At 30.4% G+C, this 13,002-nt stretch carries 10 protein-coding genes and 1 pseudogene; all 11 read left to right on the plus strand.

The genetic code is table 11. From position 1 onward, the window contains the following. A pseudogene (locus L1S46_RS17945) lies at window positions 1-324 on the plus strand (phosphomannomutase/phosphoglucomutase); the annotation flags it as partial. A gap of 210 nt (window positions 325-534) precedes the next feature. Continuing rightward, window positions 535-798: a GIY-YIG nuclease family protein gene (locus L1S46_RS17950; RefSeq protein ID WP_017209788.1), complete on the plus strand. Its 264-nt coding sequence runs from the start codon at window positions 535-537 to the stop codon at window positions 796-798. Window positions 799-1,167: 369 nt separating this feature from the next. After that, window positions 1,168-2,481, plus strand: a complete 1,314-nt coding sequence (locus L1S46_RS17955) for an ABC transporter substrate-binding protein (RefSeq protein ID WP_238900617.1) — start codon at window positions 1,168-1,170, stop codon at window positions 2,479-2,481. Between the two features lie 108 nt (window positions 2,482-2,589). Beyond that, the gene (locus L1S46_RS17960) at window positions 2,590-3,456 is read left to right on the plus strand and encodes a sugar ABC transporter permease (RefSeq protein WP_078116906.1); all 867 of its coding nucleotides are present in this window, start codon (window positions 2,590-2,592) and stop codon (window positions 3,454-3,456) included. Continuing rightward, the gene (locus L1S46_RS17965) at window positions 3,456-4,355 is read left to right on the plus strand and encodes a carbohydrate ABC transporter permease (RefSeq protein WP_238900618.1); all 900 of its coding nucleotides are present in this window, start codon (window positions 3,456-3,458) and stop codon (window positions 4,353-4,355) included. The genes L1S46_RS17960 and L1S46_RS17965 overlap by 1 nt, the downstream gene beginning before the upstream one ends. Before the next feature lie 154 nt (window positions 4,356-4,509). Beyond that, the gene (gene malQ, locus L1S46_RS17970; RefSeq protein WP_238900619.1) at window positions 4,510-6,000 is read left to right on the plus strand and encodes a 4-alpha-glucanotransferase; all 1,491 of its coding nucleotides are present in this window, start codon (window positions 4,510-4,512) and stop codon (window positions 5,998-6,000) included. A gap of 386 nt (window positions 6,001-6,386) precedes the next feature. Then, window positions 6,387-7,388 (plus strand): LacI family DNA-binding transcriptional regulator, encoded by a 1,002-nt coding sequence (locus L1S46_RS17975; protein ID WP_238900620.1) that lies wholly within the window; start codon window positions 6,387-6,389, stop codon window positions 7,386-7,388. Between the two features lie 248 nt (window positions 7,389-7,636). Then, a complete protein-coding gene (locus L1S46_RS17980; RefSeq protein ID WP_238900621.1) occupies window positions 7,637-8,842 on the plus strand; it encodes a CapA family protein in 1,206 nt (401 codons plus the stop codon). 430 nt (window positions 8,843-9,272) lie between these two features. Continuing rightward, on the plus strand, window positions 9,273-10,709 hold the full coding sequence (locus tag L1S46_RS17985) for an efflux RND transporter periplasmic adaptor subunit (protein ID WP_238900622.1): 1,437 nt from the start codon (window positions 9,273-9,275) through the stop codon (window positions 10,707-10,709). A gap of 5 nt (window positions 10,710-10,714) precedes the next feature. Continuing rightward, window positions 10,715-11,452 carry an ABC transporter ATP-binding protein gene (locus tag L1S46_RS17990; protein ID WP_275297320.1) on the plus strand — a complete coding sequence of 246 codons (738 nt, stop codon included), beginning with the start codon at window positions 10,715-10,717 and terminating at the stop codon, window positions 11,450-11,452. Then, window positions 11,443-12,714, plus strand: a complete 1,272-nt coding sequence (locus tag L1S46_RS17995; RefSeq protein ID WP_238900623.1) for an ABC transporter permease — start codon at window positions 11,443-11,445, stop codon at window positions 12,712-12,714. The genes L1S46_RS17990 and L1S46_RS17995 overlap by 10 nt, the downstream gene beginning before the upstream one ends. Window positions 12,715-13,002 lie beyond the last annotated feature (288 nt).

The following is a 13,002-nucleotide window of genomic DNA, read 5'->3' on the forward strand; positions in this document are numbered from 1 at the left end:
ATGAGAATAAACATAAAGAGGGAAGATTTTAAATCATATGGAGAAATGATAATAGAAGGCTTGAAGAAATATGTAGATCATGTGAATGGATGGACTATTGAACCTAAAAATTATGAAGGAATAAAGATAAATTGCGATAAAGAAAATGGAGATGGCTGGTTATTGTTAAGATTATCGCTGCATGAGCCTGTGCTGCCATTAAATATAGAATCAGATTCTGAAAACTCCATTAATAAAATATTAGAAAGATTAATGCCATTTTTAAGAAAATATGAAGATTTGAACTTAGATAACTTTAGCAATGCATTTTTTGGAGACAGTTAAAAAAATAGAAGATTATAAATCTAAGATAAATGAGATAAAAGAAATTTAACATATGTTTTAAGTATAAACCGATTTTAAATAATACTATATTGTGTGAAACTATTAAATTGTTAATAATCATAGGACAATGAAAATATAAATTGTCTTATGATTATTTGCATTATAAAATATATATAGATTAATATAAGTTTTTTGGAATTGGAGAGCGAAATGAATTATGTGTATATTGTAGAATGTTCAGATAGAACACTTTATACAGGATGGACAAATAACTTAAGAAAAAGAATCCAAATGCATTCGGATGGATGTGGAGCAAAGTATACAAGGGGAAGAGGGCCAGTTAAATTAGTATATCATGAAGTGTTTGAAAATAGAAAAGATGCAATGAAAAGAGAATATGAAATAAAAAAGTTAACAAGAAAAGATAAGTTAATATTAATAAGTACGTATAAAGCCGAAAATAGGTATGAATGAATGAGAAGAATTTATGCAACCGTTTTTATAAAGCGGCCTATAATTGAGTAAATGGTAATAAAATATAGAAAAGCCATCAAATTTAATCAAAAACAAAGGATAATATAATTTGTAAAAGTTTTCTTTGATTGATATACTTATATCATTAAGAAGTAGATTTACTTGAGAAAAGGTTAACAAATAGGGTCTGGATAGCTTGATATGCTAAAAAGACTGCATTTTTTTAAAACTTTCGCAATCGTTTGCGAAAGAAAGTGATTAACATACATGCTTAAATAAATTTTTTGGTATGTGTTATATAAATATATGTTTGGTATTCTTGAAAATCATTTAGAATGTTAAACAAAATTTTAATGGAGGGGTATTTAAATGAAAACAAAACAAATATTATCAACAATTTTAGCTTCTACATTATTGGCAGGTACTATGGTTGGATGTGGAAGCTCATCAGGAGCAAGTTCACAAAGTTCAAGCGATGCTGGAAGTGGAAAAACAATTAAAGTATATCAATTAAAGGTTAAAATTAATGATGCACTTCAAGAACTTGCTAAGAAATATGAAAAGGAAAAAGGTGTAAAAGTCGAAGTTACTTCAGTGGGCGGTGGAGCTGATTATGGCGCATCGTTAAAGGCAGAATTTCAAAAGGGTACGGAACCAGACATATTTATGATTCAAGGAGCTGGAGATTATGAAACTTGGAAACATAAAATTGATGATTTAAGCGATCAAGGCTGGGTTAAAAATGCTGTTAAAGGAACACTAGATACAGTAACTATCGACGGAAAAGTATATGGAATGCCAGCAGCAACAGAAGGGTATGGCTTGTTATATAATAAAGATATTTTGGACAAGGCTGGTATCGATCCCAAATCTCTAGATTCCTTTGATAAATTAAAAGCAGCGTTTGAGACATTAGATAGTAAAAAAGCGGAATTAGGACTTGATAATGTTGTTTCTTATACAACAAAGGAATTCTGGGTTACTGGTAACCATACATTTAATATACCACTTGCAACTCAAGATAATCCAGCTCAATTTACAAAGGACTATCTTGCAGGCAAAGCAGATATAGTTAATAATAAGCAATTTAATGAGTGGATGAACTTAGTTGAATTACTTTGTAAATATGGTGGAGGAAAGAGTCTAGATACTATAGATTATAGTACTCAAGTTGGTAACTTTGCACTTGGAAAGACTGCATTCTTACATCAAGGTAACTGGGTTGCTGGAGATTTACAAAAGCTAGAAGATCCAAATAAGAAGTTCCATATGGGATTTGCACCACTTGCAATTAATAATGATCCAAAAATGAGTGGATCTATTCCAGTAGGTGTTCCAATGTATTGGGTAGTAAATAAAGATTCTAAAATTAATAAAGAAGCTAAAGAATTCTTAGATTGGATGGTTACAAGTCAAACAGGTCAAGAGGCATTAGTTAAGGATATGAATATGATTCCAGCATTTACAAACTTTACAGTTGAAAGTGATAATGAATTAAATAAATCAATTTCTGAATATAACAAAGAAGGAAAGACTCTTCCTTGGGCATTCACTAATCTACCAGATGGATTTAACAAGAATAGCTTAGCGCCTTTATTCTCTAAATTTATTAATACAGATATGGGGCCACAAGCGAAGAAAGATATGTTACAAGGAATTCAAGATGCTACAAAAGCTAAATAATATTAGATAAGATTTATTCATGAGGGGATTAATACCTCCTCATGAATTTTGTATAAGTATTTTAAATTATAAGATAGAGCTAACTATTATTAAGAAAGGAGTAAGTGTATGAGTAAGAAATCACGAGATATTAAAGATTTTTGGATTTTTGTTGGACCAGCTTTATTTGCTATGACAATGGTTGTAATAATTCCATTTATAATAGGTATATATTATACATTTACAAATTGGAATGGTGCTAATCCTCATTATGATTTTGTTGGAATAAAAAATTATACAGGAATCTTTAAAGATGTACAATTTATATATTCTCTAAAGATAACAGTGTTATATACAATTGCGAGTGTAATAACTATAAATATAATAGGGTTTGGACTAGCGTATATAGTAACTAGAAAATTAAAAACTAGTAGTTTCTTAAGAACCGGATTCTTTATGCCAAACTTAATAGGAGGATTAATTTTAGGTTTTATATGGCAATTTATGTTTAATTCAGTATTTACAGGAGTTGGTAAAGCATTGGGAAGTGCAACACTTTCAACATCACTTTTACAAGCTCCAACTACGGCAATGCTAGCAATGCTAATCGTTTCGACATGGCAATATGCTGGATATATAATGGTTATTTATGTGGCAGCTCTTGAAAATGTTCCGACTGACTTAATAGAAGCAGCGCATATTGATGGAGCTAATGGGTGGCATACATTTAAAAATATAACAATACCTATGGTTAGACAAGCGGTCACAATTTGTTTATTCTTAACTTTAGCAAATTCATTTAAGTTATTTGATTTAAATTTTTCACTTACACCAATGAAAACCACTGAAATGTTAGCATTAAATATTTACAATGAAGCGTTTATTGTGAACAATATGGGAATAGGACAAGCAAAAGCTATTATATTCTTTATACTAGTAACTACTATTTCTTTAACTCAAGTTTACTTTAATAAGAAAAAGGAGGTAGAGGTATAATGGAGCCAAGTAAAGTTGTTAATAACATAGAAAAAGTTAAAGTAAATAAAAAGCTAAAGACACTAGATAGTTATACTGGCAGATTAAAACTATTAGAAGTATTTTCATGGTTACTATTGATAGCATATATGACACCATTTTACTTGATGCTTATAAATTCATTTAAGACAAGAAGAGAGATTTTTTCAAACACAACTGGTCTTCCTGACACTTGGAATTTTCAGAATTATTTAGATGCTATGAAAAAAATGAGTATAATAAGTTCATTTGCAAATTCTATGATAATAACTATAGGAAGTGTGGTACTAATAATTCTTTTTTCATCAATGGCTTCATGGATGTTAGTAAGGGATCAGTCAAGAAAGAGTAAGATAATATTTTATATATTTACTTCGGGAATGATTGTTCCATTTCAAGCAGTAATGATACCGCTTGTAAAATGGATGGCAAAAATCCAGTTCGGACCATTTCAAATGCTAGGAACACACTATGGGCTTATTTTTATGTACATAGGGTTTGGGGTTAGCATGAGCATATTCTTATATCATGGTTTCATTAAAGGAGTACCAAAAGAAGTCGAAGAAGCGGCAACTATAGATGGATGCAGCAAATGGCAGACATATATGAAAATTCTATTGCCATTATTAAAGCCAATTACTGTTACAGTTGCAGTTTTAAATAGCATATGGATATGGAATGACTTTTTGCTACCATTTTTAACTATAAACGGAAAGATAAATACTATACCATTAGCTATGAACAATTTCTTCGGAGCATTTTCAAAACAATGGGAATTAGCAATGGCAGCATTAATTTTAGCAATAATTCCAATAATCATATTCTATTTCTTTGTTCAAAAGCATATCATTGCAGGTATTGTTCAAGGATCTATAAAATAGTCATTAAGAGAGCGTATATTAGCTATTGTTACTATATTCTTATTAATGTAGATTAATATGTTTCTTTGCGCAAGCGGTTGCTTTAAGCATGAAGAGAATAGAGATTAGTTATAGAAATAAATTTAAAACAAACGTTGGAAATTAGGAGGAATATATGAATAGAAGTAGTGGTATAATAATGCACATTGCTTCTCTGCCAGGAAAGTATGGAATAGGGACATTTGGTAAAGAAGCATATAAATTTGGAGATTTTCTAAAAAAGGCGGGTCAGAAGTATTGGCAGATACTGCCGCTAGGGCCTACAAGTTTTGGAGATTCACCATATCAATCTTTCTCGGCATTTGCTGGGAATCCATATTTTATAGATTTTGATATTTTAAGACAGGATGGATTTTTAGATGAGAGCGATTATTATTCAGTGAACTTTGGGGAAAGTTCAGAGGATATAGATTATGGTTTGATTTTTAAAGAAAAATTAAGGGTATTAAAAATAGCATACGAAAAATTTAAATTAAGACAAGATAAGGATTTAATTAAATTTCAAGAAGCTGAGGCCTATTGGCTTGATGATTATGCATTGTATATGTCAATAAAAAAACATTTTGATTTGAAGAGCTGGTATGAATGGGATGAAGACATTAGGTTAAGAAAACCAGAGGCAATAAATAGGTATAAAATCTTATTAGAAGATGAAATAGGATTTTGGAAGTTTTTGCAATATGAGTTCTATAAACAATGGAATAATTTAAAAGCCTATATTAATAATTTGGGAATTGAAATAATAGGAGATATGCCTATATATGTGGCAGAGGACAGTGCTGATGTATGGGGGAATCCTGAAGCATTCTTACTTAATAAAAATACACTAAAACCATTAAAAGTTGCTGGATGTCCACCGGATATATTTGCTGCCACAGGACAATTATGGGGAAATCCGATCTATGATTGGTGCTATATGGGGAAAACGGACTATAAATGGTGGGTTGATCGCATAAGACAAAGTTTGAACTTATATGATGTACTTAGAATAGATCATTTTAAAGGATTTGAATCATATTGGTCTATTCCTTATGGAGATCTAACAGCAGAAAATGGTGAATGGGTTAAAGGCCCTGGAATAAAAGTTTTCAATGCAATTAAAGATGAGCTTGGTGAAGTTAATATAATTGCAGAAGATCTAGGTACACTTACTGAACAAACAATAAAGCTTAGAAATGATACAGGGTTTCCTGGAATGAAGATATTGACATTTGGATTTGATTCAGATAGCTCAAATCCTTTTTTACCTCATAACTATGAAAAGAACTTTATAGTTTATACTGGTACACATGATAATGATACTGTAAGAGGATGGATTGAAAAAACAGCACCTGAAGAAGAAGTTCAAAGAGCAATAACGTATTTAGGTCTAAATAAAGAAGAGGGGTATAACTGGGGATTTATTAGGGGTGCTTGGAGCAGTATCGCGAATATTTCCATGGCACAAATGCAAGATTTCTTGAATTTGGGAAATGAAGCCAGAATTAATTTGCCTTCAACATTGGGGAATAATTGGCGTTGGAGAGTAAGGAAAGATGCATTGACAGATCAATTAGCAGAAAAAATTCATCAGATCACTAGAACTTATGGAAGGTGTGATAATTAGGAGGTGCTATAGCAAAAGTAAAGGATAGTGATAATTTATATGAAAGATAATCTCTACAATAATATATACTCATTAATTATGGTGGAGATTAACTACATATTTATTTGTTAATTAGATAGCGTGCCTCAATTTATGATTCCTAGTAATAGCAAGAAAGATTATTTGATTGCTGTTTAATAAAACCATATATATGGCAATTGTAACATTATTTTAAGTATGTTAATATTAAAATTATTAAAGGAAAATAGTTATAAAGCGTGACATATATAAGTTTTTACTGTCATTAAGCGATTATTCCTAAAAAGATAGTATATTAGAATGTGATTAAGATGTTTTTATGTTAGTAAACTTTATAAGTAATTTATTATTGAGAATAGGAGTAAGTTATGAAAGTTACAATAAAGGAAGTAGCAAGAGAAGCGAATGTATCTCCATCAACTGTATCGAGAGTTATATCAGATAGTTCACAGATAAGTGAAGAAACTAAGGAAAGAGTTAGAGATGCGATAAAGAGATTGAAATACAAGCCAAATGCGATAGCTAGGAGCCTGGCAAATAAGAAAAGCAGAATATTAGGTGTGGTTTTACCTAATGAAGCTCAAGACTTGATAACTAATACGTTTTTTATTCAAGCTATGAAGGGAATGAGCAAATACGCTCAAAACAAAAAGTATTATATTACATATGCATTTAGTGAGGATGAAAAAGCTGAATTGGAATATATAAATAATTTCATAACAAGTAACTTAGTTGATGGAATATGCTTATTACGTGCAAGAACTGATGATAGAAGTATTAAATATCTTAAGGAAACACAATTCCCGTTTGTAGTAATAGGAAGGCCCGAAGAATCAGAAAATTTGCTATGGGTTGATAATGACAATTTTCAGGCTACTTACAATTTAGTAAATGAACTTGTAAAGAAAGGGCATAAATCTATTGCTTTTCTAGGCGCAAAGAAGGAATGGAATGTTACAAAAGATAGATTTAAAGGATTCAAAGTTGCATGCGAAATTAACGGAATTTTAATACAGGATAAAAATTTTGCGATTATGGATGATTTTAATGAACAGGAAGGAATAGATGGAACAATTAAATTGTTAGAAATTATTACTCCTACAGCCATAATAGCAGAGGATGATGTACTAGCATTTGGTACGCTTAAGGTACTCAATGACAGAAAAATTAAAAATATAGATGTAGTGGGATTTAATAATAGTCCATTAGCGGAGCTTCAAATACCATCATTATCATCAGTTGACATTAAATCTGAAGAACTAGGGTATTATGCTACAAAAATTTTAATAGATTTTCTAGAAAATAATGATACGGCGATAAATCACTATATTATAGATACTAAGTTAGTAAAAAGAGAATCGTTTAAGTAACAAAATGTGGTATTTAAATTTAGTATGTGTTCATATGGTTGCAGGTAATTGATGAGAGTTAAAACTTTATCAGCACTTATTGGGTTTCATTAAATATTAGAAATACATTTTAAATAAAAGAATTATTTTATGAACAAATATTGTTTGGATTTAGATGGAGTATTACATATAAAATATAGAATCAAAATGTATAATATGTTAGCATTTGTATAAAGATAACTCAAAACTAAAAGGTTAGGTGTCTATATATGAATGATAAAAACTCTAGGATCAGCCATGGAGAAACATACATAAGAGATAAGAAGAAAAAAAGTAATTATTTTAAATATATAACTTTTATATTGGTAACTATATTAGTATTAACTAGTTCTTTAATCTATTTAAGGTATAGAGAAGGATTAAGCAATAAAAAAAATACAGCTAACTATAAAGTAAATGGAGAAACTGATAAGTCAATTGATGATAATTATAAAACTAATCAACTCAAAGAACCAATAAAGAAAACGATTGTTATTTCTTTTGCAGGGGACTTCACTTTAGGGACTGACACTAAATTCCCTTATGATGGTAGCCTACCAGCAGCGTTTATAGGCAGTGGAAAGAATTATTCTTATTTTATGCAAAATGTATCGAGCGTATTTAGTAAAGATGACTATACATTAGTGAATTTAGAAACTACATTTACAGATTCCAAAGATAAAGCACATAAAGATGGAGAAGTATTTTATAATTTTAAAGGACCTAAGGAATACGTTAACATTCTTACTAGTGGATCAATAGAAGGTGTTACGATAGCAAATAATCATATCTATGATTATGGAAAGCAAGGGATAAATGATACGATTAATACTTTAAAAGAAAAGAATATTGATATATGTGGTGAAGGATATAAAATCTTAAAGGATATTCAAGGAATAAAATTTGGATTTTTAGGGTATACAGGTTGGGAATATTCTAATAATTTAAAATCTAAAATAATAAGCGATATTAGTGAGTTAAGAAAGCAGGGAGCAGAAGTTGTCATTCCATACTTTCATTGGGGAGTAGAGAGAAAATATGAACCAGATGATGTTCAAAAAAGTTTAGCTAGATTTTCTATAGATAATGGAGCTGATGCAGTTATTGGTTCTCATCCACATGTAATTGAAAGTATGGAAGATTATAAGGGGAAATTTATAGCATATTCTATGGGAAACTTTTGCTTCGGAGGAAATTCCAATCCATCAGATAAAAGAACTTTCATACTTCAAATTAAAGTTAATATTGAAGATGATAAATTATCTAGTCTTGAGTATAAAGTAATTCCAGCAATGATTTCTTCAAGAAATGATAAAAATGATTATATTCCAACTTTAGCAGGTGGTGAGAATAGGACTGAAATATTAGGGAAATTAAATGAATTATCGCCGACTCTAAATGGGAATATTAACGATGAGTTTTTTAAAATTAAATAGAGTTTTTATTGTCAATAAATATAAAAGGCTGCCTTGAAATAATTACTTCGAAGCAGCCTTTATGTTAAGTGGAATTATTTATAATATGTCTTTAGCCATATTATTGTTACAGAATTGAAAGGTAAATGTAAGGTTTATCAATATAAGAATAATTAAACTTAGGTTATTATATAAGTGATATGACAGGAACTGATTTATATTAAGGTTTTATTTAAGGAAAAATTAATGTTTTGTTAAGGGTTATGTTAAAGCATTAATGATATACTGATGAATATTAGATTGATAAAGTTACATAAATTCAATATAATGGAATTTTGCAAGGGTAGTGTAAGAATTAATGGTGCTTAATGAGTAACTTATATATGACAATGTTAGTTAATTACTATTACATTGATAAAAAGGCTGTTAAGAATAGGGGGAAGTTTTAAAAATGCCGAAATTAGATATGAAAAAGTTAAAACCTAAGGGCATAAGTCTTAAGGGGATGAAACTAAAAAAGAAGCCAAGCAAAAAAGTAATATTAATATGTACAATATTTATAATAGTCGGAGCTATTATAATAGGAAAGTTTGTTATGCCTAAGTCAGCTCCACAAGTAAAGTGTACAGTTCTTTCTAAGGGGAAGATTGTAAATAGTGTTAATGTTTTGGGAGAAATAAAAAGTAAAGAATCGACTAACATATACAGTACCTTAAACAATCCAGTTCAAGAGATAAAAGTAAAAGAGGGAGATAAGGTTGAAGCAGGAGATGTTCTAGCGGTACTAGATTCAAATGGATTAGAAAAAGATATTGAACAGGCTACAGCTACAGCAGATGCAACTGAAGCTAATGCTAAGACACAGCTTGATTCAGCTCAAAAGGAATATAATGATGAATTGAATTTATATAATAACAATTCAAATGCAGATATTAAAAATGCAGAAGAAACACTAAGTTTAGCACAAATTACTCTTGATGATAAAGCGAAAATATATGATAAGAGTAAAGCCTTATTTAACGCTCAAGCAATTTCTGAGAGCGACTTAAATAAGATAAAGATAGATTATGACACTGCTAAATCAGATTATGAGAAGGCAAAAACAGCTCTTGAAAATGCTAAGGTTAAAGTTGACCAAGCTCTTAATAAGGCTAAAAGTGACTATGAAACAGCACAAACAAACTATAATAATAAAAGCCAGAGAATTGCGATTGAGAAGCAAAAACAGCAGCTAGATGATTGCACTATTAAGGCTACAAGTGATGGGATAGTTACAAATGTAAATGCTGTTGTTGGAAATTCAGGAAATGGAGTTTTATTTCAGATCGAAAATTTAGATAATATAGAAATAACTGTGCCAATTAAGGAAGTCGACATAGCTAATGTTAAAGTAGGACAGAGAGCAGAAATAAAAACAGATGCAACAGGGGATGAAACCTTTGCAGGAGAAGTGGAAAGTGTTAGTCCAGCTGCTAAAAAGGGAGGGGGATCTGTACCTCAAGCACAATCTGAAAATTCACAAAGTCAGTCTCAAGGAGCAAGCTCAGATGCAGGTTTTGAGGCAAAAATTAAAGTGGATGATACAAATGAGAATATGAAGGTAGGAATGAGTGCAAGGATAAATATTATTACAAATGAAAAATCTGATATTTATACAGTTGCATCTAATAGCATAGTTGAAAGTGGAGATACGAAAAGTATATATGTTGCAGAAAAAAGTAGTGAAAAACCAAATGAATATATAATTAAAGAGTTACCAGTAGATACAGGACTTGAATCTGATTTCAGTGTAGAAATATCAGGTGAAGGAATATCAGATGGAATTATCATAATTGATGACCCTTCAACTCATAAAGTTGGAGAAAAAATTCGAATAAGTGGAAGGTGAGTTTTTTGAATGATAATATAATAGAAATGAGAAACATCGTAAAAAGCTTTTATATTGGAACTCCCAATCAATTAGATATTCTCAAAAATATAGATATAACAATAAAAGAGGGCGAATTTGTATCAATAGTTGGCGCGTCAGGATCGGGAAAAAGTACTTTAATGAATATTATAGGAGCACTTGATAGGCCAACGTCCGGAACATATATTTTAAGTGGAACAAATGTTGGTGAAAAAACAGATAATGGATTATCAGAAGTTAGAAATAAAAAAATAGGATTTGTATTTCAAACTTATAACTTAATACCGAGGAGTTCAGCTTTGAAAAATGTTGAGTTACCAATGCTTTATTATGGAATGGGAAAGCAGGAGAGAAAAGAACGAGCAGAAAAGCTTCTCGAACTTGTTGGAATGGAAGATAGAATGAAGCATCTTCCAAATGAGCTATCAGGTGGACAGAAACAGAGAGTGGCAATTGCACGTGCACTTGCAAATGATCCAAGTATAATACTTGCTGATGAACCAACAGGAGCACTTGATTCATCAACTGGTAGGCTAGTTATGGATTTATTTCACAAGGTACATGAAATGGAGAAGAAGACAATTGTTTTTATAACTCATAATTATGAACTTGCAGGAGAAACAGAGAGAATCATAACATTGAAGGATGGGAAAATAGTATCAGAAGAACATAACGACAAATATACTAGAAGGTTTCAAAATGGTGAAAAGTTATGTTTATAAAAGAGAATATAGCACTTGCGATAGCAGGTATAAAATCAAGCAAAATGCGTTCGTTATTAACTATGCTCGGAATTATAATAGGAATATCATCTGTTATAGGGATTGTTTCGATTGGAAGTGCAATTACATCCACCGTATCATCTCAAATGGATAAAATGGGTGCAAATAATATAGATATTGGTATAGCGGTAAAAAAAGAAGACGGAACTGCTAGTGGGAATGGGACTAGTAAACAGCCAGAAGATAGTGATCTTATAACAATGGAACAGATAAATTCATTTAATGAAGTATTTAAAGATAAAATTAATAGTATAAGTGTACAGGAACAATTAGGACAAGGAAAAGTAAAAGACGGATATTCTTATGCAAATGTAAGCACCACAGGAGTAAATGAAGGATACAAACAGGTTAAAAACTTGAAACTAATTAGTGGAAGATTTATCACCGATAGGGATGTTAAAGCAAATTCTAAAGTCGCTATAGTTTCTGATAAGCTTGTTAATAATATCTTTAAGGGAAGAACTGATCCGTTAGGTAAAGAAATTAAAGTCTATGCAAATGATGATATTCAGACATATGTTATAGCAGGTGTATATCAATATGAAAATTCATCATTATTTGGAATGGGTGAAGGTTCTACATCAGAAAAGGACAGAAGAACTTCTTTATATATCCCTATAACAACTGAAAAAGCACTACAAAAAAATAAAAACTTTGAGTATTTTACTGTAGTCCCTAAAATGGGGATAGACAAAGGGAAATTAGTTAGCGATATGCAAAAGTATGGGAATAAGATGTACAAGAATAATAAGAATTGGACATTAATGGTTCAGAATAATGAAGCTGATGCGGCAGAAATAACATCAGTGCTTGGTATGATATCTATGGGGATATCTGTAATTGCAGCTATAGCATTACTTGTAGGAGGAATAGGAGTAATGAATATAATGCTCGTATCTGTTACAGAGAGAACAAGAGAGATAGGAACAAGAAAGGCTCTCGGTGCTAAAAGTAGTCACATAAAGATGCAATTTATAATTGAATCAGTTATAATATGCACCATTGGTGGAACAATTGGTATAATACTTGGAATTGGGATGGGAATAATTGCATGTATAGTATTAAAATCACCAATATCGATATCTATTCCAACAATTTTAATAAGTTTTACTTTTTCAATGGCGATTGGTGTGTTCTTTGGATATTATCCAGCTAAAAAAGCGGCTAGCCTTGATCCGATTGAAGCCTTAAGATATGAGTAAGCAGTATGAAAAAGTAGTAGATAAAAAATAAAACACATATATCCTAAAGAAGTTTAATTCATCGAAGTTCACCTTAAACTAGTGAATAGTAAAAATTATATATTCTATAAAGAATGAATTGTATTATTTAAAATGTATATGCAAAATATGATTAGTGTTATGAAGGTTAAATTTGTAAAGATAGATATTTTATTAAGAATTAAAATATCTATCTGTTTTTTTATTTAGAAGAAGTCTTAAGGTAGGAATGAAACTTTCATAATTTAATTACATAGAAAGTCGATATTT

The sequence above is a fragment of the Clostridium sp. YIM B02500 genome (assembly GCF_022324665.1).
In the GTDB taxonomy this organism is placed as follows: domain Bacteria; phylum Bacillota; class Clostridia; order Clostridiales; family Clostridiaceae; genus Clostridium; species Clostridium beijerinckii.